Consider the following 21,592-nt stretch of genomic DNA (forward strand, 5'->3'; position numbering starts at 1 on the left):
GTTCGCGGGATGAGCGAGCGCCTCAGCCCTCTGGGAGAGGAAGACGTAACAGCAACATGCCGCTGATCTCCGAGATCACGCCGCTGCTCATCATCTCGAAGCTCGAGCAATACGACGTCGTGGGGGCGACTGCGCTGGCCGTGGTGATGCTGTTCATTTCCTTCCTCATGCTGTTCGTCGTCAACGGGCTGCAGTGGTGGGCGGCCAACCGTCACGGTGCTCGCGCGGCAGGCGGAGGTCTGTCGTGAGCACTGCGGCCGGCCGGCGGGCGACTACCGAGCCGGCCTGGCTGCGGCGCCTGCTGCTTGCGGTCGCGCTCGGCTTCCTCTTCTTCTTCCTGCTCTTGCCCTTGCTGGCAGTGTTTGCCGAGGCTTTCGCCGCCGGTGGGCGTGCCTATCTGGAAGCCCTGCAGGATCGTGACGCACGCTCGGCGATTACGCTGACGCTGCTCGTTGCGCTCCTCGTGCTGCCGCTCAACATCGGCTTTGGCGTGGCGGCCGCGTGGGCAATCGCCAAGTTCGAGTTTCGTGGCAAGAGCCTGCTGGTCACTCTGATCGACCTCCCGTTCGCGGTCTCGCCGGTGGTGGTCGGCCTCGTCTTCCTGCTGATCTTCGGTGCGCAGGGTCTCTTCGGGCCTTGGCTGGCAGCGAACGACATCAAGGTGGTGTTCGCCCTGCCGGCGATCGTCCTGGTGACGATGTTCATCACGCTGCCTTTCGTCGCGCGCGAGCTGATTCCGCTGATGCAGGCGCAAGGCAAGGAGGAGGAGGAGGCCGCGATATCGCTTGGAGCAACCGGCTGGCAGATGTTCCGCCGGGTGACGCTACCCAACATCCGGTGGGGTCTGCTCTACGGCGTGATTCTCGCCAACGCCCGTGCGATGGGCGAGTTCGGTGCCGTCTCGGTGGTCTCCGGACACATTCGCGGCGAAACCAACACGCTGCCACTGCACGTCGAGATCCTTTACAACGAGTACAACGCAGTCGGCGCCTTCGCGTCGGCGTCGGTTCTGGCCCTCCTTGCACTCGTGACACTGGTTGCGAAGACGGTCGTCGAGTGGCGGATGCGTCGTGAAATGCGCATGCTGTCGAGCGAGCTGGCGGCGGAAAACACCGCACCATGAGCAGCGACGAAACGGGCGGAGCCGTCTTGCCCCGCCGCTGCGACCGGCGAGCGACTGGGGTACGATGACCTTGATGGACGAAAACCGATGAGTATCGAAATCCGTTCAATCGGCAAGCGTTTTGGCGCCTTCGTTGCGCTGCAGGACGTCAGCCTGCACATTCCGACGGGTGAACTGGTCGCCCTGCTGGGACCATCCGGCTGTGGCAAGACGACCCTGCTGCGGATCATTGCCGGCATGGAAACGGCCGATGGCGGGCAGGTCCTCTTTGCCGGTGAGGAGGCCACCCACGTCCATGCGCGCGACCGCAACGTCGGCTTCGTCTTCCAGCATTATGCCCTGTTCCGTCACATGTCCGTCTTCGAGAACGTCGCTTTCGGTCTGCGCGTCAAGCCTCGCCGGCTGCGTCCTGGAGAGGCTGAAATCCGCCGCCGCGTCGGTGAGCTGCTCAAGCTCGTGCAGCTTGACTGGCTGGCCGACCGTTACCCTTCACAGCTGTCGGGCGGACAGCGCCAGCGCATCGCTCTGGCGCGCGCGTTGGCAGTCGAGCCACGGGTGCTGCTGCTCGATGAACCATTCGGTGCACTCGATACCAAGGTGCGCAAGGAACTGCGTCGCTGGTTGCGTCGCCTGCACGACGAAATGAACATATCGAGCGTCTTCGTGACACACGACCAGGAGGAAGCACTGGAAGTAGCCGATCGCGTGGTGGTCATGAATCAGGGTCGAATCGAGCAGATAGGCTCTCCCGATGAGGTCTACACGAATCCCGCATCACCCTTCGTTTATCAGTTCCTGGGCAATGTGAACGTGTTCCACAGCCGGATGCACGGCGCCTGGGCGGATGTCGGCAGGGATCAGACCGGAGCCGTTCCGGCAGCAGAGGCGACCGCCTACGTGCGACCACACGATATCGAAATCGAGCACCATCCCGTCGTCGGCAGCCTGCAGGCGACGGTACAGGAGGTGCACGCCATCGGGCCTGTCGTACGTGTCGAACTGGCGCACGCCTCGGAACTGATCGAGGTCGAGCTGACGCGCGAGCGCGCCAATGTCCTGGCACTGGCCAAGGGCCAGCAGGTTTGGTTGAAGCCGCGCGAACTCAGGGTTTTTGCGGCAGCGCTAGCGGTGCTCGAAGAGGGGGGGTCGGGAATCTAGAGAGTGATCGCGGCCGCATCGGCAGGAAGCCGCGGGAATGGTCGCCAAAACCAGCGACGGCGGCTGATAGGGCGGCACATTGTCTGGTACGATGCGCCGTGATGGAGAAAACTCCTGCAATTAAATTCGCTACTTCCCTCCTCCGGCTGACGCTGTTGTGGATCATGGCAAGCGGGCTTTTCTCTGGCTTCGCTTGCGCCCAGTCAGCGGACCCGGCGATGGTCGTGATCGCGCATCCGGCCATCACCGAGGACTCGATCCCGCGCGCCACCTTGCGTGCCATCCTCGGAATGCGCCTGCAGCGATGGCCCGGCGAGACGCCGGTAAAGGTCTTCGTCCTTGCCGACGAGACGCCGGAACACGCCACCTTCAGCAAGTCCGTCCTGCAGGTCTTTCCACAGCAGTTGCGCATGGCCTGGGACCGGCAGGTCTTTTCGGGCCAGGGCCAGTACCCGGAGGTCGTTGCTTCAACACACGAGATGCTGGCCAGAGTGGCCTCCACCCCTGGTGCGATCGGTTACGTCAAAGCGAGCGAGGTGACTCCGAATGTGCGTGTGCTCAAGATTCGCTAAGACCAGATCGCGCCTTTTACTGGCCGGCTGCTTGCTGTCCTGGCAGACGGCTGGCCACGCGCTCGACCTGCTCGATGGCGATTTCCAGTTGCACGGCTTTGCTTCGCTGACGCTGGTGACCACGACCGACAACAACTTCTTCGGCCAGAGCGACAACCAGATCAGCAAGGACTTCTCCGAAGTCGGTGTCAATGCCTCGTGGCGTCTGACGCCGGCGCTGCAGCTTTCGGGCGGACTGCTGTCGCGACGGGCGGGCGGCACCGACGACGGCGGTGTGCGACTGGACTACGGCCTGATCGACTGGGCGCCGATGTCGAGTGAAGAAGGCCGGGCCGGGATTCGCGTGGGGCGGATCAAGACTGCTTATGGTCTCTACAACACGACGCGCGACGTCCCCTTCACCCGGCCCAGCATCATCCTGCCGCAGTCGATCTACTTCGAGCGGACGCGCAACCTGACCGTGTCTGCGGACGGTGCCGAGGTCTACGTCGAGCGCTTCGGCGAGGGCGGAACCCTCTCGGCGAGCTTCGCCTATGGGCAGCCGCAAACCGATACCGAGGCGGCAAAAGTGCCTCTGGTCGGTCTCGACCGCCCCGGCAAGCTCGATTCAAAGCTGGCGCCCGATCTGCAAATCCTCTATGAGGGGGCCGGCAACAGGTATCGGTTGGCGTTCACGGCGCTGCGTCTCGACCTTAAGTACCAGCCGGGTTACCGGGACATCCTGCAAGCGGGAAGGTTCAGGCTGACGCCACTGATCTTTTCCGCCCAGTACAACGCCGAGAACTGGAGTCTGACCAGCGAATACGCCTTGCGCCGGACTTCCATCACCGATTTCGGCCCGTACTTCTACAACGGCACCTTCGACGGACAGAGCTACTATGTGCAGGGGACCTATCGGCTGACGCCGCAGTGGGAAGCCCTGCTGCGTTACGACGCCTTCTACGCCGACCAGAACGATCGCGATGGCAAGGATTTCGCTGCCGCCACCCGCCTTCCCGGCTTCACCCGCTTTGCCAAGGATTGGACCGTTGGCTTGCGTTTCGACGTCACACCCCAGTTCATGCTGCGCGCCGAGGCGCATTTCGTCGACGGTACAGGCTTCCTGGCGGCGCAGGACAACCCGAATCCGCAGGCCCTGCGCCGCTACTGGGACAACTTCATGCTGCAAGCCTCCTTCCGTTTCTAGTTGCGACGCATGCCGGAAAGAAGAACCTCGACGGGAGACCCTGGCGGATCGCGCTTCCTGAGCCTGAAGTGGAAGGTGCTGCTGACCCTGGGGGCGGTCATGCTGTCGGTCAACGGAGTGCTGTCCTGGTTGCATTATCAGGACCTGATGACGCGCTTCGACGAGCAGCGCGCCGAGACCCGTGCGCGCCTGGCGGCACAGGCATTTGCTCTGCGCAACGAGGTCGGCTTGCGGCTGCAGGCGCTTGCTGGCGTCCTGGCTGCCCTCGATTCGGTTGGTGTCACCCTGTTCCAGACTGCGGCAGGCAATGCCCTGCTGCGGCAGCACTTCGACAGCTACTGGCCCGCCCTGCAGTACGGTTACGGGATCGACTCGCTGCAGGTCTACCTGACGGGCGGCGAGCAATTGGCTGCGTGGACCAGCTCTGGCGGGCCGGAGGTCCCTTCGAGGGCGCAGGTGACCGAGGTCATCAACAGCGAGAGGGCGATGAGCTGGACGAACTGCAGCGACGTGTGCACCGAGTATGCGGCCGCACCCATCCTCTCGGCGGGAAAGGTGGCGGGCGCTGTCGTCGTCGGCAGCTCGCTGGCGGACGTGGTCAATTCGTTCCAGCGCGTCACCGGTGCCGATCTGGGTGTCCTCGTCCCGCACGCCGGGCCTCTGTCGGAGGCGTCGGCCGACGAGGCCTTTCTGCCGCGGCTCGGTCTGCGAGCGATCCCCCTGAGCAGCATGGGCAGCCACCGGCCTCTCCTGCGCCAGCTGCAGTCACTGCCAAGGACTCCCCCCGGTCCCGCACATGCCTACCTTTCCTTACCTTACGACGGCAGGCAGTTCGAGCTGTCGTTTCTTGTCCTGGACTTCCCCGCGGGCGCGTCCAGGCCGGCGACGATGGTGGTCATTGACGACCTGACGCAGGCGCTGGTCGATATTCACCAGTCCGTGGTGAACCGCCTGCAGGGCGAACTGCTGGTTTCCCTGGTGTCGTTGCTGCTTCTGTCGCTGCTGGTGAACGCCCCACTGCAGCGTATGGCGCGGACCGCCAATGCGATTCCCCTGCTCGGGCGCAGCGCCTTTGCCGAGGCGCGTCGACGGATCGCCCCCCGGCCCCGTCGCCTGGTTGAGGACGAGATCGACAGGCTGGATGAGGCGGCGATCGACCTGTCGTACCGCCTCGAGACGCTCGAGCGCGACGTCGCGGCACACGCGGCGGTAACCGAGGGAATGCTGCAGCGGATTTCGGTCGAACGGGACTTCAGCCGGAGTCTACTCGATACGGCGCAGGTCATCGTCCTCACGCAGTCCGCTGCAGGTCGCATCCTCACGCTCAATCGATACGGGCGCCAGCTTGCCGGTCTCGGGGAGGAACAGCTGTCGGCCAGTTCCTTTTTTGATCTCATTGGCGGCGACTCGCTGCAGGTCGCTGCGGCAATGCAGGCCGTGCACGAGATCGCTTCGGGCGATCGTCAGCACGTGCAGCTTGAATCGATCCTCCAGGGCAAGGGCGGCGAGCCCTACGAGATCACCTGGAATCATTCACGGCTGGCCGGGCAGCCGGGTGATGCCGTGATGGTTCTTTCAGTCGGTGTCGACCACACCGAACGCAAGTATCTGGCAGAGCGTGATCCGCTCACAGGCCTGGTCAATCGGCGCCACTTCCAGGACATCCTGCGCAGGGCCCTGGTCGATGCCCGTCGGTCGGGGCGTGATGGTGCGCTGCTCTATCTTGACCTCGACGCCTTCAAGTACGTCAACGACGTCAGTGGCCATCAGGCGGGTGACGCGCTGCTCAAGATAGTCGCCGAAGAGGTCGCGCATGTTGCCCGCACGAGTGACCGGATCGGGCGCCTGGGAGGCGACGAACTCGGCGTCCTGCTGCACGAGTGCGACAGTGCCGGCGCGGTGCAGGTGGCGGAGAAGATCAACCGACGCTTGGCCGAGATCAAGTTCCCCGGTCTCGGAGCGAATCACCGCGTTTCCGCGAGCATCGGCATCGTCGTCTTCTCGGCGGCCAAGATGAATGCTGAGCTGCTGCTGACCAACGCCGATATCGCCATGTACCAAGCCAAGTCGAAGGGGGGAGGGGGGTGGCACGTCTACTCGGAGGGGGAGGGGGTGCAGGAAAGGATGCAGAATCGCCTGCACTGGGAGGAGATGATCAACCGTGCCCTGGCCAATGATGGGTTCATCGTTCACTATCAGCCGATCCTCGACATCGCTTCGCGCAGGGTGAGCCATTTCGAGGCGCTGGTGCGCATGCGCGCGGTCGACGGCGGTGTGGTGCCGCCGGGCATGTTCATGGAGGTGGCCGAGAGCAGTGGACTGATACGCGAGATCGATCGTCATGTGACGGGCATGGTTCTGGCGCGGATGGAGCTTTCTCGTCGGGCAGGGCAGAGGTACCGGTTCTCGATCAACCTGTCGGGTGTCAGCATCAATGACGCCAGCCTGCTGTCCTTCCTGCGCGAGAAGCTGGCGCAGAGGCGCGATCTCGCCGGTGACGTCGTGTTCGAGATCACCGAAACGGCGGCGGTGGCTGATTTCGCTGCCGCCCGCAGGTTCATGGGAGCGGTCCGGGAACTCGGTTGCACGTTCTCGCTCGATGATTTTGGCGTCGGCTTCTCGTCGTTCAATTACGTAAAGCAGTTGCCGGTCGACTACGTCAAGATCGACGGCTCTTTCGTCCGTTCCCTCGTCGACAGTCAGGACGACCAGGTCTTCGTAGAGGCACTGTCGAAAGTGGCGCATGGATTCGGCAAGAAGACCGTTGCCGAGTTCGTCGAGGATGAACGCGCCCTGAACATGCTGGCCAGCTTTGGTGTTGACTATGCTCAGGGCTACTTCATCGGCAAGCCGGCGGAGGAGATCCCTTGAGCGCTCACGGGCTTCCTGTGACCCGGGGTGGCTGGGGTGCCGGTGATATAATGCGCGGCCATCCTCGGCTCATCCGACTTGCGACCACGCTCCTCCAGCATGCCGTTGTATACCCTTGGCATCAACCACCATTCGGCGCCACTTTCGATTCGTGAGCAGGTGGCTTTCCACGCCGAAAGGGTACAGCTGGCGCTTGCTGACCTGACGCGTCGCAACTCGGTTCATGAAGCGGCAATTCTGTCGACCTGCAACCGTACGGAGGTCTACCTGGCGACTGATGCGCCCGACGTGGCTTGCCAATGGCTGGCCGAGTATCACCGGTTGGAGCGGCGACAGATCGAGCCGTACCTCTATACCTACCCGGAGCGCGCGGCCGTAAGGCATGTTTTCCGGGTGGCCAGCGGACTTGATTCGATGGTCCTTGGCGAGCCACAGATCCTGGGGCAGATGAAGGAGGCCGTGCGCGCTGCCGATGAGGCGGGGACGTTGGGAACGACCCTGCACAAGCTGTTTCAGCAGTCCTTCGCAGTCGCGAAGGAGGTTCGCTCAACGACTGCCATCGGTTCCAACATCGTGTCCATGGCAGCGGCGGCGGTTCGACTGGCAGGCAGGATCTTCGAGCGGATCGCCGAGCAGCGCATCCTCTTCATTGGTGCGGGCGAGATGGTCGAGCTGTGTGCCCGTCATTTTGCCGCGCAGCAGCCGAAGCAGGTGGTGATCGCCAACCGCACGGTCGAGCGTGGGCTTGCTCTTGCCGATCGCTTTGGTGGCTCGGCCATCCGCCTCGAAGAACTCGGCGAGCGCCTTCCCCAGTTCGATATCGTGATTTCGTGCACTGCCAGTCCGCTGCCGATCATTGGTCTCGGCATGGTCGAACGGGCGATCAGGGTGCGCCGTCATCGCCCGATGTTCATGGTTGATCTCGCGGTCCCGCGCGACATCGAACCCGAGGTCGGCGACATGGACGATGTATTCCTGTACACGGTCGATGACCTGGCGCAGGTGGTGGAGTCTGGCATGGAATCGCGCCAGGCTGCAGTGGTGGACGCGGAGGCGATCATCAGCGAGCGTGTCGAAGTGTTTTTGCGTTGGCTCGCGACGCGGGCGACCGTTCCGGTCATCCGTTCGCTACGGGATGCGGCCGAACGCGCTCGAAGACACGAGGTCGAGCACGCGCTGAAGCTGTTGTCCAGGGGCGAGGATCCGGCACTGGTCCTCGAGCACTTGTCGCACAGGCTGACAAACAAGTTCTTGCATGCTCCGACGCAGGCGTTGACGCAGGCCGGTGGCGACAACCACGACCTGCATTCTCTGGTCGGGTTGCTCTTCCACCTGCACGCGGATCACCGCCCAGGCGATTGACCGGCCGCGCCGAAGCCACGCTCCTGCTGGAACTCGATCCCCGTATTCCCCACCTGCTGGACCGACCATCTGATGAACGAAAGCATTCGTGAAAAACTGGAGCACCTTGCCGGGCGACTCGACGAGCTGGACCGCATGCTGGCGCACGGTGAAGCGACCCGGGACATCGATGAGTATCGCAAATTGTCGCGCGAGCACGCTGAACTCGGTCCGCTGGTCCTGCTGTACCACGACTGGCGGCGAGCCCAGGCGGACTTGGCTGGCGGCATCGAGATGCTGGCTGATCCGGAGATGCGGGAGCTGGCCGAGGCTGAAGTGTCTGCCATTCGCGGACGCCTGCCGGCAATTGAAGGTGAGCTGCAGAGACTGCTGCTGCCGCGCGACGCCAATGACGAGCGCAACGTCTTTCTCGAGATACGTGCCGGGACGGGTGGTGATGAGTCCGCACTTTTTGCCGGCAGCCTGTTTCGCATGTATGCGCGCTACGCAGAACGCCGGCGCTGGCAGGTCGAGGTGATCTCGGCGAGCGTTTCCGACCTCGGCGGCTATCGCGAAGTCATTGCCCGCATCGTTGGCAGTGGCGTCTACTCCCGCCTGAAGTTCGAGTCGGGCGGACACCGAGTGCAGCGTGTCCCGGAGACCGAAGCACAGGGCCGCATCCATACCTCGGCTTGTACCGTGGCGGTCATGCCGGAGGCGGAAGCGATGGAGGAGGTGCTGATCAGCCCGACGGACATCCGTGTCGATACCTATCGTGCATCCGGCGCGGGCGGGCAGCACATCAACAAGACCGACTCGGCGGTGCGCATCACCCACCTGCCGACGGGGATCGTCGTCGAGTGCCAGGATGACCGCTCGCAACACAAGAACAAGGCGCAGGCGATGTCCGTCCTGGTGGCTCGAATCAAGGATCTGCAGGAACGCCAGCAGCACGCCAACATCGCTTCCACCCGCAGGAACCTCATCGGCAGCGGTGATCGTTCGGAGCGGACTCGTACCTACAACTTCCCGCAGGGGCGGGTGACCGACCACCGGATCAACCTGACGCTGTACAAGATCGACGCCATCATGGATGGCGAGCTTGACGAACTCATCACGGCACTCACTGCCGAGCATCAGGCTGATCAGCTGGCCATGCTCGCAGACGCCGGGTGAGGCGTGTGGCTGCGTCCTGGTGACGACCATCGGCGAAGCTTGGCGGCTTGCAAGGCAGAGGATCGATCGCCTCGATGCCCGCCTACTGGTCGAGCACGTGGCCAGTTGCAGCCACGCCGATCTGCTCGCTCATGCGGGCAGGCCGCTCTCAGCGCTGCAGGTGCGGCAACTCGAAGCGCTGGTGCAGCGACGTGCGAGGGGTGAGCCTCTGGCTTACCTGGTCGGGTCAGTCGGCTTCTACGGTCGCGAGTTCAGGGTCACCGCCGACGTGCTGGTGCCGCGTCCCGAAACGGAACTGCTGCTCGAACTGGCACTCGAAAGACTGCGAGCGTTGCACGATCCCGCGGTCGCGGATCTAGGCACGGGTTGCGGCGTGTTGGCGGTCAGCTTGAAGTGCCGTTTTCCGCAGGCCAGAGTGGTGGCTGTCGATCTGTCACCAGCGGCGCTGGTCGTGGCGCGAATGAACGCGGCTCTGCACGGGGTGACCATACGCTTTCTCGAAGGCGATTGGTATGGACCACTCGGCGCTGAGCGCTTCGATCTGATTGTCGCCAACCCGCCCTACGTGGCCATGTCTGACCCGCATCTGGAGAGCGGTGGCCTGCCATTCGAACCGCGGATGGCTTTGACCGATGGTGTCGCGGGTGGCGACGGACTCGACTGCACGCGGGTGATCGTTGGTGGTGCGGCGATGCACCTGCTGCCGGGAGGCTGGCTGCTGATCGAGCATGGGCACGATCAGGGCGTGGCCGTTCGCCAGTTGTTGCAAGACGCCGGTCTGACCGGCATGGCGACCTGGCCCGACCTGGCAGGGATCGATCGGGTCAGCGCTGCCCGCTTTCCCGTCAGCCGAAACAGAGAGTCGCAGCAGGACGATTTCTTTCTTCAACCACATGAGCTATGAGGTCTCAAGATGGATGTGCAGCAGCTGATCAAGGAGCAGGTGACGAGCAACCCGGTGGTTCTTTACATGAAAGGGACGCCACAGTTTCCGCAGTGCGGCTTCTCGGCCGTGTCGGTCCAGATTCTCAGGGCGTGCGGTCTTCCGAGTTTCTTCAGTGTCAATGTCCTCGAAGCCCCGGAGATTCGCAGCGGTATCAAGGAGTTCGCCAATTGGCCGACGATTCCGCAGCTGTATGTCGGTGGCGAGTTCATTGGCGGTTGCGATATCATGCGTGAAATGTACGAGGAGGGCGAACTGCAGAAACTCCTGCGGGACCAGGCTGGCGTCGGCTGAAGCCGCGTTCCGCTGGCAGCGGGTTTGCCGACGGGCAGGCCTTGGCGACCATCGCCTGGGTCAGGAGTCTTCTTCCCGCCGTCGCCTGGCGCGACCATCAACCGTTGGCAAACCATTCAGAGGGAGGCCACATGAGTACGCGATCCCCAATCGGACGGTTCGCGCCGACCCTGTTTCTTGCAGTCCTCCTTTCGGCGTGTGCCGGTTACAGTGGCTACGGCCTGAAGCCCGGCGTGGCGACCGTGTCCGACGTCATCGCAACGATGGGCACGCCGGCGATGCGTTGGCTGGACGCCGATGGCAGCGAGCAGCTGGCGTATCCTCGCGGCCCATCCGGTCCGCAGACGTTCATGGTCTTCATCGCCCCGGACGGCAGACTACGGCGGATCGAGCAGGTGCTGGACATGGAGCATTTCGCGCGTATCGAGCCGGGCAAGAGCGACCGGGAGTCCGTCCTGCGTCTCCTCGGTCCGCCGGTGCCGCAATGGACCGAGTATTTCAGAGCGCGCAACGAACTCGTCTGGGAGTGGCAGTTCTGCGATTCGTGGAACCAGTTGGCGCGCTTTGACGTTCTCTTCGACGCAGGCACCGGCATCGTCCGCACGAGTTACCAACGGCAGGCATTGATGGGCTGGAATGGCGTAGCACCCTTCTGCGGTCACTGAGCAGCGGATTCGGTTCCTCCGTCCCGCGGCTCACTGGTCATCGGCAGCCGGCATCAGAACGAGACGAGGCGAACATTGGCCGAGCTCAGACGATCGCTGAGGACGGCGAGGAAGGCCTGGTAGAAGTGCATGCGGCAGGTTGCCGACGATTCCTGCAGGGCAGTCGCGGCGATCATCACCAGCTTGGCATCGGTCAGCGCGACGACGTCGGCACCGCGCAGCGCGGTCGCCTTGCCGATCACCGCCATTTCACCGAAACACTCGCCACTGGTCAGCAGATCGAGAAGCATGCCGTTCTTGAGCACCTTCAGTTCGCCTTCGGCGAGGAAGTAAAAGCACTCCCCTACCTCGCCGTCGGCAATGATGACTGTGTCAGGGGCAACCCGGCTCCATTTCGAGAAGCGGACGACTTCCCAGATCTCGGCTTCCGCGAACTCGGCAAAGAAGCCGAATGACCGGAGCTTTTCGAACTTCTCGAAATCGGCCATGCGCTCCGCTGGCACGCTTGGCCTCCTGCCGCGGAAGGCGAGAGTCAGGTCGTGTCCGAACTCGGTCCAACTGCTGTACCGCGCATCGAGCTGCTTGTTCATCGCGCGCGCGACAATCGCATCGAGCGCTGCGGGGATCTCGTTGCGCAGCGACGACGGGCGGCGCGGCTCGGCGTTGATGATCTGGTAGACAAGGTCGTAGCTGTTGCGTGCCTGAAAAGGCAACTGCCCGGTCAGCAACTGGTACATGACGACGCCGAGCGAGTAGATGTCGGTCTGGTGATCCAGCGCCCGGTCCTTCACCTGTTCGGGTGACATGTAGGCGGGCGAGCCGATGCCGAGTACCAGCGTCCGCTCGGGTGAACCGATGATCGCGGCGCCAAAATCTGAGACCTTGATGTCACCCTGATTCCGGTCGGTACTGGCAAAGAGGATGTTCGCCGGCTTGATGTCGCGATGGGTGATGCCCATCCTGAAGGCGAAGTCGAGCGCCCGAGTGCACTTGAAGATGATTTCGACGACACGTTCGATGGGCAGCAACTGGCCCCGGGAGCAGACGCTTTCGAGCGTGCCGCCCGGGACATACTCCATGACGATGTAGCAGAGCTGGTCGTCGACCACAGCATCGTAGGTCTGAACGATGTGTGGGTGCGACATCTTGCCGATCAGCGCGGCCTCGTTGAGGAAGAGGTGAGTGTATAGTTTGCCCCTCCTGGGATCCTTGAGGATGCCGGGGAAAGCGATCTTGATCGCCACCTCGCGCCGCGAGAACGGATCGCTTCCCAGATAGACGGTGGACGTCGCCCCGCGGCCGATCTCGCGCACCAGCTCATACTTTCCGACCTTGTCCATCCCGACGACAGGTGCCTAGGTTGGCGAACGGGCGCGGGCGATCGCTGCCCTGACTTGCCGCGGCGCCGTGGCACCGTGGTGATCGCGCGCCGCCAGCGAACCCTCCACCGTCAGCACGGCGAAGACGTCGTCGTCGATCAGTGGCGAGAACTGGCGCAGCTCGGCGAGAGACAGTTGCGCCAGGTCCGTACCCCGCTCCTCGGCGTGGCGAACGGCCAGCCCCACTGCTTCATGGGCATCACGAAACGGCACGCCCTTTCGGGTCAGGTAGTCGGCAAGGTCGGTTGCTGTCGCAAAACCCTGGCGCAGTGCGCTGCGCATGTTCTCCGCATGGGCGGTGATCCCGGGGATCATCTCGACGAAGATGCGCAACGTGTCGGTGACGGTGTCGATGGCGTCGAAAAGTGGCTCCTTGTCTTCCTGGTTGTCCTTGTTGTAGGCCAGTGGCTGGCCTTTCATCAGGGTCAGCAGGCCGACAAGGTGGCCGAAGACGCGGCCCGTCTTGCCGCGTGCCAGCTCCGGTACATCCGGGTTCCGTTTCTGCGGCATGATCGAGCTGCCGGTGCAGAAGCGGTCAGCCAGCGTGATGAAGCCGAAACGCGGGTTCATCCACAGCACCAGTTCTTCGGATAGCCGCGACAGGTGCATCATCAGCAGGGCGCTGGCGGCGCAGAATTCGATCGCGAAATCGCGGTCCGAGACGGCATCCAGTGAATTCCCGCAGACCGCCTCGAAGCCTAGCAGCTCGGCTACGTACTGCCGGTCGATCGGATAGGTGGTGCCAGCGAGCGCGGCCGCGCCGAGCGGCAAGCGGTTGGTGCGCCGCCGGCAATCGGCGAAGCGCTCGGCGTCCCGACGCGCCATCTCGACATAGGCGAGCAGGTGGTGTCCGAGGGTCACTGGCTGTGCGACCTGCAGGTGGGTGAAGCCCGGCAGCGGGGTTGCCGCTTCCCGCTCCGCCAAGTCCAGCAGGCGGCTCTGGAATTCGCCAAGCAGGGCGGCGACGCCGTCGATCGCGTCGCGCAGGAAGAGACGAATGTCGGTCGCCACCTGGTCGTTGCGCGAGCGACCGGTGTGCAGTCGCTTGCCGGCGTCGCCGATCAACGTCGTCAACCGCTTCTCGATGTTCAGGTGCACGTCTTCCAGGTCGACCGACCAGACGAAGGCCCCGCTGGCAATCTCGTCTGCCACCTGCGCCATGCCCCGCTCGATGTCGGCAAGGTCGGCTGCACTGATGATTCCCTGCCGCGCCAGCATCGCAGCGTGTGCCAACGAGGCGCGGATGTCCTGGCGCCACATCCGCTGGTCGAAGCGGACCGAGGCAGTGTAGCGTTTGACGAGTTCAGAGGTGGGTTCGGAGAAGCGGCCGGCCCAGGTGTACTGGGGAGAGTCCGATTGGCTCATGGGCAACAGGTTCCTGGGCTAAAATCATTCGTAGAACCTTGAACAGGCGCCACTGCAACTGATGGCAAGTATAAGGCAAAACGCCCAGAGCCGGCCGCTACCCGATTTTCGCAATGCTGGAGTCATTTTGCGCATCCTGCTCGGGGTCAATCTGCTGGCCTTGCTCGCCGCCCTGGTGCGTAGCGACGGGCTGCTTGCCTGCCTGCAGGACTACGTCACCATGGCCGCGTGGTTGCAGCCCCTGCTGCTTTTCAATCTCGCAGCCCTGGCGCTGCTCGGTGGCCGGCTGCAGGGCCTTCCGCCATGGGGCGCCCGCGTGTTGGTCATCGTGCTGGCGGCGGCGTCGGCGGCCATGCTCTCGTTGCTGTGGTCTCTTCTCACCTTCGATGAATGGGGTTGGCAGGGGCTGGTACGGGCCGCTCTGCTCGCCGGAACGGCGGCGGCCTGCATGCTCTCCTACCTGGCATTGCGCGTCAGCGCCCTGTCGCCAGCCCTGATCGAGGCCCGCCTGCAATCGCTGACTGCTCGCATCCGGCCACATTTCCTGTTCAACAGTCTCACCGCGGTGATCTCGTTGATCCGCCTCGATCCGCGCCGCGCCGAAACCGCGCTCGAAGAACTTGCCGACCTCTTTCGTGCGCTTCTGCGCGACCCGCGCCAACTGGTGCCGATCGGCGATGAGCTGGCTTTGTGCCGGCAGTATCTGGATTTGGAGAAGCTGCGCCTGGGCGAGCGCCTGCAGGTCGAGTGGAGCATCGATGATCTGCCCGCGGATCTTCTGGTGCCACCGCTGCTCCTGCAACCGTTGCTCGAGAACGCCGTCTATCACGGCATCGAGCCAGTTGCCAATGGCGGCACGATCCGCGTCGCCCTCCTGCGGCGTGCCGACGAACTGCACATCGATCTGGCCAATCCGAGGAGCGTGTCGCATGCCGAGCATGCACGTGGCAACCACATGGCTCTCGACAACATCGAAGAGCGGCTGGCACTGTACTACGATCTCGAGGCCCGGCTCGACACCGGCGAGGTGCGCCTCGCCGACGGGAGCCGCGAGTATCGCGTACACATCGTACTGCCCTGCGGAGGCAGCTGGCGGTGAGCGCCGTCGTCTCCCCACTCGCGTCCCCGATCGCGGTGCTGATCGTCGACGACGAAGCGCCGGCGCGGGCGCGCTTGCGCGACGTACTTGCCGATATCGCGACCGACTTGCCGAACGAGGTGGTCGCCGAGGCCGAGAACGGCGTCGTCGCACTCGGAGTGATCGCGGCACAAAAGGTAGATGTCGCGCTGGTCGATATCCGCATGCCGACGATGGACGGAGTTGAATTCGCAAGCCATCTCTCGCAAGTGGAGGACCCGCCAGCCGTGATCTTCGTCACAGCCTACGATGCCTACGCGGTGCAGGCCTTCGAGCTCAGCGCCCTTGACTATCTCCTCAAGCCGGTACGGTCGACACGCCTGCTCGCCGCATTGCGCAAGCTGCCGCCGCAGCCGGCCCCGCTGAGCAAGGCGCAGCTGGCGCGGCTGCCGCAGGCGGCGCGCAGCCATCTTGCCTGTCATGAACGTGGTCGCCTGTTGCTGATCCCGGTCGCGGCGATCATCTACCTGAAGGCCGACCTAAAGTACGTGACGGCCCGCACCCGTGAGCGCGAGTTCCTGGTGGACGAGTCGCTGACCCATCTCGAGGAGGAATACGGCGATCAGTTCGTCCGGCTGCACCGCAGCGTCCTGGTCGCGCGCGATGCGATCATCGGTTTCGCGCGCAGCGGCGCCGATGATGCCGACACGCAATGGCAGGCGATGCTGCGCGACGTTCCGGAGCGACTGCCGGTCAGTCGCCGACAGTGGCCGTTGGTCAAGTCGCTGGTCCGCCGCAGTGGCGTCTGATGGGGCAGGCCGGGGCCTGTGCTTCTTGACGATCATCAAGGCAGGGGCGAGGGGAGTTCCTATAATCTCGCTTTCCTTCCGACGAGAATTCAATGATCCACTTCGGACTTAGGCCAAGACTTCTCGGCTGTGTGCTGGCGGGATGGATCGCCCTGCCGGCTGCCGCGCTGGACCTCGAGCGGGCCAGGGAGATCTACGGGCCCTGCGCGGCCTGTCATGGTGAATTCGGCGCCGGCGGCAAGAAGGGCGAATATCCGCGCATTGCCGGGCAACCGCCGAAATACCTCGAGCAGCAATTGAAGGCGTTCCAGAGCCAGCGGCGAGTCAACCTGCCGATGTATCCCTACACCAAGGAACGGGAGCTACCGGACGAGGACATGAAGCTCGTCGCGGACTATCTGGCCCAGATCGAACTGCCGACGAGGCCGCCCGTGTTCAAGGATAGCGATGATGCGCTGACGCGCCTGCTGGCGATGGAAAAAGTGATGATCGTTCCGCGCGCGGAAGGCAACATCGACCGGGGCAGGCTCGTCTATGGCCAGCAGTGCGCCGTCTGCCATGGCAAGAGCGGCAACGGCCGCGGCATGTTTCCGATGCTGGTAGGCCAGTACACCAGCTATCTGAAGAAGCAGATCGACGCCTACCTGAAGGCTGATCGCCCGCACGACGAGGACAGTGCCAGCGAGGGCGTGCTGTACCGCTTGCCGGCGCAGGACATTCAGGATGTCCTGGCCCACCTGACCGCGATCCAGGAGGTGCAACCCTGAGGCTCAGAGCCGTTGCCAGACCTGCCAGCGCTCACGGCCGGCGAAGACCGGTAGCGAGTCGCTGACCGCGCGGTCTTCGCGGCAGGCGAATGCCGGCGACAGCAGGGTGGCCAGCTGCTCCGGCAGAATGCCGAACGGCGGACCCCGCAGTTCCGCCGTCAAGAAGAAGTAGCCGGCGAGCAGGCCGCCGGTGGGCAGCAACTCGGCCATCCGGCGTCCGTACTGCGGCCACAGGTGACGCGGCAGTGCACAGAGGAAGGCGCGTTCGTAGATGAGGTCGAAAGGTTCTGCCGGGACGAAGGAAAAGAAGTCGGCCGCAAGCAGCGTCCCGCGCCAGGAGTCGCCGACGGCCTGGCGGGCCAGCTCGATGGCAGCGGCCGAAAAGTCCAGTGCCGTCACCTGCCAGCCCTGCTGTTCGAGATACGCCGCATCGAGGCCGCTGCCGCAGCCAGGAACGAGAACTCTTGGCGGATGTCTCGCCGCGGTCGCTGCGGCAGGGTCGATCGCTGGTGTGCGTGTGCCGACAAAGCGTCGCAAATCGAGTGGCGCGGTACCGCTTTCCCACGGCGTGACGCCGCTGCGGAAACGATGATCCCAGAAGTCGGCGAGTTCCGGCTCCTGCCAGGCTGGCTTTTCGGACAAGTCTGTGCGCTCCTTGCTAGAATCACTCCCGTCGGCATGACACCGGGGCATCGATGCCGACTTCGCCTGCCGGACGTCCGGCCAATGCTCCCTGCCGGAATTCTGCCGTGATGAGTCCTCCCCCGGTCCCGCCGCGCATCGTCATCGCCTCACGTGAATCGCGCCTCGCGATGTGGCAGGCGGAACACATTCGTGCCCGCCTCGGCGGATTATATCCAGAGACGACGGTAGACATCCTCGGCATGAGTACTCGTGGTGACCAGATCCTCGATCGACCGCTGGCGGCGATCGGCGGCAAGGGACTGTTCATCAAGGAACTCGAGGTCGCCATGCTGGATGGCAGCGCCGATCTCGCGGTTCACTCACTGAAGGACGTGCCGATGGAGATGCCTGAAGGCTTCGTGCTGGCGGCGATTTCCGCGCGCGAGAACCCATGCGACGCCTTCGTCTCCAATCGCTTTTCCGTCATCGACGAGCTGCCGGCGGGAGCCGTGGTCGGGACTTCGAGCCTGCGTCGGGCTGCCATCCTGCGTGCCTGCCATCCGCGACTGGTGATCCGGAGTCTGCGCGGCAACCTCGATACGCGTCTGCGCAAGCTCGATGCCGGCGACTATGATGCGATCATCCTGGCGGCTGCCGGCCTGATCCGCCTTGGTCTGCCACAGCGGATCCGGTCGCTGCTGACGCCCGAGCAATCGCTGCCGGCTCCCGGCCAGGGCGTCCTGGGCATCGAGGTGTGCAACTCGCGCACCGACATCGCGGCGCTGGTCGCGCCGCTCGACGATCCCGTGACGGCGGACTGCGTGCGTGCCGAACGTGCCTTTTCTCGCGCGCTGGGCGGCAGTTGCCAGGTGCCTCTGGCCGCTCATGCCTTGCCGGAGGGTGACGGCCTCTGGTTGCGGGGGTGGGTCGCGACGCCCGACGGCGGACACATGGTTCGTGGCGAACTGCGCGGTCATCTGCGCGATGCCGAGTCGATCGGTGGCTCGCTGGCACAGATGCTGCGCGAGCAGGGGGCTGAGTCGATCCTGCAGCAGCTTGCCGCCGGCTGATGGCGCGGCCGCTGCAGGGTCGGACGATCGTCGTCACGCGCCCGCGGGCGCAGGCGGCGCAGCTCGCTGCGGGGATCGGCGAGCAGGGTGGCGAGGCCCTGCTCTTTCCGCTCCTCGAGATCTCTGCCGTTGCCGACCCGGCACCCTTGCAGGTGGCCATCGATCGTCTCGACAGCTACGCGCTGGCGATCTTCATCAGCCCGAACGCCGTCGACCACAGCCTGCCCGCCATCCTCGCCCGGCGCCCATGGCCGAAGGCGTTGCGGCCGGCGGCGATCGGCCCGGGTACCGTGAACGCGCTGGCTGCCTACGGCGTCGGCGACGTGCTGCTGCCCCCTGATCGTTTCGATTCCGAGGCGCTGCTCAGCGTTCCCGGCCTGCAGGCCGCCGCCGTCCGGCGGCGGCGGGTGTTGATCCTGCGCGGCAACGGTGGCCGCGAACTGCTGGCCGATACCCTGCGCGAACGTGGCGCCCAGGTGGATGCGGTCGCCTGCTACGAGCGTCGCGCACCAGCGGACGCGTCACCTCTGCAGGCGCTCTGGCATGCTGGCCGGCTCGACGCGATCATCATTTCCTCGAGCGAAGGCTTGCGCAACCTCGTCGGGTTGCTCGACGAGGAGGCTCTTGCCTGTTTGCGCAGTACGCCGGTGTTCGTGCCCCATCAGCGAATCGCCGAGTCAGCGCGCGCGTTGGGGCTGCAGCGGGTGTTCCAGAGTGCTCCCACTGATGCCGGGATCATGGCGGCAGTCAGCGCTCACGATTGGCCGCGAGCGTGAACGACACGCCCCGACCGCCGTATCACGGCCGCTGGCTTCGCGCCGCGCCGGGGCGGTGATCGATCCACCAACGCCGGCGAGCGGCGACCTACCGCTGGACGGGGTCTACAGCCAGTCGCGTGGCGGCAGCATGTCGTAAAGGACGGCCTCCGCACTTCCCGGCTCGGGCTGCCAGTCGTAACGCCACTTGACGATCGGTGGCAGCGACATCAGGATCGATTCGGTGCGGCCGCCCGACTGCAGGCCGAACAGGGTGCCACGGTCCCAGACCAGATTGAACTCGACGTAGCGTCCGCGCCGGTAGGCCTGGAAGTCCCGTTCCCGCTCGCCGTAGGGGGTCGCCTGACGCTTGTCGACGAGCGGCAGGTAGGCGGCAGGAAACGCATCGCCGACTGCTCGGGTCAGCGCGAAGCAGCGCTCGAAGCCACCCTCGCAGAGGTCGTCGAAGAAGATGCCACCGACGCCGCGCGGCTCGTTGCGATGCTTGAGGAAAAAGTATTCGTCGCACCACTTCTTGTAGCGCGCATGGCAATCGTCGCCAAAGGGCTGCAGGGCGTCGCGGCAGGTGCGGTGGAAGTGGCGCACATCCTCGGCGAACGGGTAGTAGGGCGTCAGATCCATGCCGCCGCCAAACCACCAGACCGGCTCGGCGTCGCCGTCCGTCGCGAGCAGGACCCGCACGTTCATGTGTGCGGTCGGGCAGAAGGGATTCGCCGGGTGCAGCACCAGCGAAACGCCCATCGCCGCGAACGCCCGCCCGGCGAGTTCGGGTCTCCTGGTGGTTGCCGAAGCCGGCAGCGTGGCGCCGCTGACCTCCGAGAAGGCGATGCCCCCACGTTCGAAGATGCGCCCTCCTTCGATGATGCTGGTGCAGCCGCAGCCGGTCAGCGGTCCGCCAGCCTCCCTCTGCCATCGATCGGCGTGAAAGCGCCCGCCGTGACGGCCCTCGGTCGCCTCGGCAGCCGTCACGAGGCGAGTCTGCAGGCTGGTGAAATAGCTTCTGAGGCGTTCGGCGTCGATCATCGCCGCACGGTCTTCCCGGAGGTCGGGCGCTTCCCGCACGGCAGGCCGCCGGTCATCGGCCGGCTGCCCGGTGGCCGATGTCGTGGCGGTACTGCATGCCATCGAAGTGGATGCCGGTGATCAGGTCATAGGCACGTCTCTGTGCCTGCCTGACGTTGTCCGCCAGCGTCGTCACGCAGAGCACGCGGCCACCGGCGGTGACGATCCGGCCGTCGATCTCGCTCGTGCCCGCATGGAAGACGTGGCTGCCGTCAGTGCTGGCCGGCAGGCCGCTGACCGGGTCTCCAGTGCGTGGGGTGGCGGGGTAGTTGGCTGCGGCAAGGACGACGCCGAGGGCGACCCGCCGGTCCCAACTCGCCTCGACGAGGTTGAGGCGGCCGGAGACGGCGTGCTCGAGCAGGTTGAAAAGGTCGCTGCGCAGACGCATCATGATCGGCTGCGTCTCCGGATCACCGAGGCGGCAGTTGAATTCGACCGTCTTCACCGAGCCATCGCGGCCGATCATCAGTCCGGCGTAGAGAAAACCGGTGTAGGGCATGCCTTCGGCTGCCATGCCGCGGACCGTCGGCAGGATGATCTCGCGCATCGCCCGTGCGTGTACCTCGGGCGTCACGACCGGTGCCGGCGAGTAGGCGCCCATGCCACCTGTGTTGGGGCCCGTGTCGCCGTCACCGATCCGCTTGTGGTCCTGGCTCGACGCCAGTGGCAGAACGTTCCTGCCGTCGACCATGACGATGAAACTGGCTTCCTCGCCATCGAGGAACTCTTCGATGACGACCCTGGCTCCATGGTCACCCGAGGTCATGCCGCTTCCGCTCGCCGGGAGCATCTGATCGATCGCGGCGTGTGCCACGTCGAGGCTGCCGGCGACGACCACCCCTTTGCCGGCGGCGAGGCCGTCCGCCTTGATGACGATCGGCGCCCCCTGTTGCTCGACGTAGGCGTGCGCTGCGGCGCGTTCGGTGAAGCTGACGAAGCGGGCGGTCGGAATGTGGTGCCTGAGCATGAAGCGCTTGGCAAAATCCTTCGAGCTCTCGAGCTGGGCGGCCTCGCGCGTCGGGCCAAAGATCCTCAGGCCGCGGGCGCGAAAGAGATTGACGATGCCGGCGGCAAGAGGTGCCTCCGGTCCGACGACGGTCAGCCGGACGTTCTCCCGTTGAGCGAAGTCCGCCAGCTCTTCAGCGCCGCTCAGCGGCACGTTCTCCAGTTCATGCTCGCGCGCCGTACCGGCGTTGCCCGGGGCAACGAAAACTTTCTGCAGTCCGGGTGTTTTCGCGAGTCGCCAAGCCAGGGCGTGTTCGCGGCCGCCGGAACCGATCACAAGCAGTTTCATCTGAGCCTCTCCCCTGTCGACGGTTGCGCCTGGGTAGCC

At 64.7% G+C, this 21,592-nt stretch carries 20 protein-coding genes and 1 pseudogene; 16 read left to right on the top strand and 5 right to left on the bottom strand.

Annotation, left to right across the window (positions count from 1 at the left end):
- The 11 genes and pseudogenes from NFW30_RS05615 to NFW30_RS05665 form a co-directional block, all read left to right on the top strand.
- Positions 1 to 248, top strand: a pseudogene (locus NFW30_RS05615) (hypothetical protein); the annotation flags it as partial.
- Positions 245 to 1,123 carry a sulfate ABC transporter permease subunit CysW gene (gene cysW / locus NFW30_RS05620; RefSeq protein WP_295352212.1) on the top strand — a complete coding sequence of 293 codons (879 nt, stop codon included), beginning with the start codon at positions 245 to 247 and terminating at the stop codon, positions 1,121 to 1,123. The pseudogene NFW30_RS05615 and the gene cysW, both read left to right, overlap by 4 nt.
- 87 nt (positions 1,124 to 1,210) lie before the next feature.
- Positions 1,211 to 2,281, top strand: a complete 1,071-nt coding sequence (locus NFW30_RS05625) for a sulfate ABC transporter ATP-binding protein (protein WP_295352215.1) — start codon at positions 1,211 to 1,213, stop codon at positions 2,279 to 2,281.
- 101 nt (positions 2,282 to 2,382) lie between these two features.
- Positions 2,383 to 2,853 (top strand): hypothetical protein, encoded by a 471-nt coding sequence (locus NFW30_RS05630; protein ID WP_295352218.1) that lies wholly within the window; start codon positions 2,383 to 2,385, stop codon positions 2,851 to 2,853.
- Positions 2,854 to 2,884: 31 nt separating this feature from the next.
- Positions 2,885 to 4,039, top strand: coding sequence for a hypothetical protein (locus tag NFW30_RS05635; protein ID WP_295352221.1), 1,155 nt, complete (start codon positions 2,885 to 2,887; stop codon positions 4,037 to 4,039).
- A gap of 9 nt (positions 4,040 to 4,048) precedes the next feature.
- The gene (locus NFW30_RS05640) at positions 4,049 to 6,910 is read left to right on the top strand and encodes an EAL domain-containing protein (protein WP_295352224.1); all 2,862 of its coding nucleotides are present in this window, start codon (positions 4,049 to 4,051) and stop codon (positions 6,908 to 6,910) included.
- 99 nt (positions 6,911 to 7,009) lie between these two features.
- Positions 7,010 to 8,272 (top strand): glutamyl-tRNA reductase, encoded by a 1,263-nt coding sequence (gene hemA / locus NFW30_RS05645; RefSeq protein ID WP_295352227.1) that lies wholly within the window; start codon positions 7,010 to 7,012, stop codon positions 8,270 to 8,272.
- 72 nt (positions 8,273 to 8,344) lie between these two features.
- On the top strand, positions 8,345 to 9,427 hold the full coding sequence (prfA, locus tag NFW30_RS05650; protein WP_295352230.1) for a peptide chain release factor 1: 1,083 nt from the start codon (positions 8,345 to 8,347) through the stop codon (positions 9,425 to 9,427).
- A gap of 19 nt (positions 9,428 to 9,446) precedes the next feature.
- Positions 9,447 to 10,331 carry a peptide chain release factor N(5)-glutamine methyltransferase gene (gene prmC / locus NFW30_RS05655; RefSeq protein WP_295352233.1) on the top strand — a complete coding sequence of 295 codons (885 nt, stop codon included), beginning with the start codon at positions 9,447 to 9,449 and terminating at the stop codon, positions 10,329 to 10,331.
- A gap of 9 nt (positions 10,332 to 10,340) precedes the next feature.
- The gene (grxD, locus tag NFW30_RS05660; protein ID WP_295352235.1) at positions 10,341 to 10,664 is read left to right on the top strand and encodes a Grx4 family monothiol glutaredoxin; all 324 of its coding nucleotides are present in this window, start codon (positions 10,341 to 10,343) and stop codon (positions 10,662 to 10,664) included.
- Between the two features lie 131 nt (positions 10,665 to 10,795).
- Entirely contained in the window at positions 10,796 to 11,329 is a 534-nt protein-coding gene (locus tag NFW30_RS05665) for a hypothetical protein (protein WP_295352238.1), read from the top strand.
- A 53-nt stretch (positions 11,330 to 11,382) separates the two neighbouring features.
- Here NFW30_RS05665 and NFW30_RS05670 read toward each other — a convergent pair whose 3' ends face one another.
- Together NFW30_RS05670 and argH are read right to left on the bottom strand one after the other, a co-directional pair.
- The gene (locus NFW30_RS05670) at positions 11,383 to 12,669 is read right to left on the bottom strand and encodes a serine/threonine-protein kinase (protein ID WP_295352242.1); all 1,287 of its coding nucleotides are present in this window, start codon (positions 12,667 to 12,669) and stop codon (positions 11,383 to 11,385) included.
- A gap of 15 nt (positions 12,670 to 12,684) precedes the next feature.
- The gene (gene argH, locus NFW30_RS05675; protein WP_295352245.1) at positions 12,685 to 14,073 is read right to left on the bottom strand and encodes an argininosuccinate lyase; all 1,389 of its coding nucleotides are present in this window, start codon (positions 14,071 to 14,073) and stop codon (positions 12,685 to 12,687) included.
- 127 nt (positions 14,074 to 14,200) lie between these two features.
- Between argH and NFW30_RS05680 the strand changes: the two genes are divergently transcribed.
- From NFW30_RS05680 to NFW30_RS05690, 3 genes are all read left to right on the top strand, one after another.
- Entirely contained in the window at positions 14,201 to 15,172 is a 972-nt protein-coding gene (locus tag NFW30_RS05680; protein WP_363322071.1) for a histidine kinase, read from the top strand.
- Positions 15,169 to 15,960, top strand: a complete 792-nt coding sequence (locus NFW30_RS05685) for a LytTR family DNA-binding domain-containing protein (protein ID WP_295352247.1) — start codon at positions 15,169 to 15,171, stop codon at positions 15,958 to 15,960. Before NFW30_RS05680 ends, NFW30_RS05685 begins: the two co-directional genes overlap by 4 nt.
- A gap of 92 nt (positions 15,961 to 16,052) precedes the next feature.
- A complete protein-coding gene (locus NFW30_RS05690; RefSeq protein ID WP_295352250.1) occupies positions 16,053 to 16,727 on the top strand; it encodes a c-type cytochrome in 675 nt (224 codons plus the stop codon).
- A gap of 3 nt (positions 16,728 to 16,730) precedes the next feature.
- On the opposite strand, the gene NFW30_RS05695 is transcribed toward NFW30_RS05690, so the two are convergent.
- Positions 16,731 to 17,369, bottom strand: a complete 639-nt coding sequence (locus NFW30_RS05695) for a methyltransferase domain-containing protein (protein WP_295352253.1) — start codon at positions 17,367 to 17,369, stop codon at positions 16,731 to 16,733.
- A 110-nt stretch (positions 17,370 to 17,479) separates the two neighbouring features.
- On the opposite strand from NFW30_RS05695, the gene hemC reads away from it, so the two are divergent.
- A complete protein-coding gene (hemC, locus tag NFW30_RS05700) occupies positions 17,480 to 18,421 on the top strand; it encodes a hydroxymethylbilane synthase (protein WP_295352257.1) in 942 nt (313 codons plus the stop codon).
- Positions 18,421 to 19,197, top strand: a complete 777-nt coding sequence (locus NFW30_RS05705; RefSeq protein ID WP_295352260.1) for a uroporphyrinogen-III synthase — start codon at positions 18,421 to 18,423, stop codon at positions 19,195 to 19,197. Before hemC ends, NFW30_RS05705 begins: the two co-directional genes overlap by 1 nt.
- Positions 19,198 to 19,302: 105 nt before the next feature.
- Here the strand turns inward: NFW30_RS05705 and hemF are convergent, their stop codons facing one another.
- A complete protein-coding gene (gene hemF, locus NFW30_RS05710; RefSeq protein WP_295352263.1) occupies positions 19,303 to 20,220 on the bottom strand; it encodes an oxygen-dependent coproporphyrinogen oxidase in 918 nt (305 codons plus the stop codon).
- Between the two features lie 52 nt (positions 20,221 to 20,272).
- Positions 20,273 to 21,553, bottom strand: coding sequence for a phosphoribosylamine--glycine ligase (gene purD / locus NFW30_RS05715; RefSeq protein WP_295352266.1), 1,281 nt, complete (start codon positions 21,551 to 21,553; stop codon positions 20,273 to 20,275).
- Positions 21,554 to 21,592 lie beyond the last annotated feature (39 nt).

Origin of the sequence: Accumulibacter sp. (assembly GCF_023806635.1) — a bacterium.
Classification (GTDB): Bacteria; Pseudomonadota; Gammaproteobacteria; order Burkholderiales; family Rhodocyclaceae; genus Accumulibacter.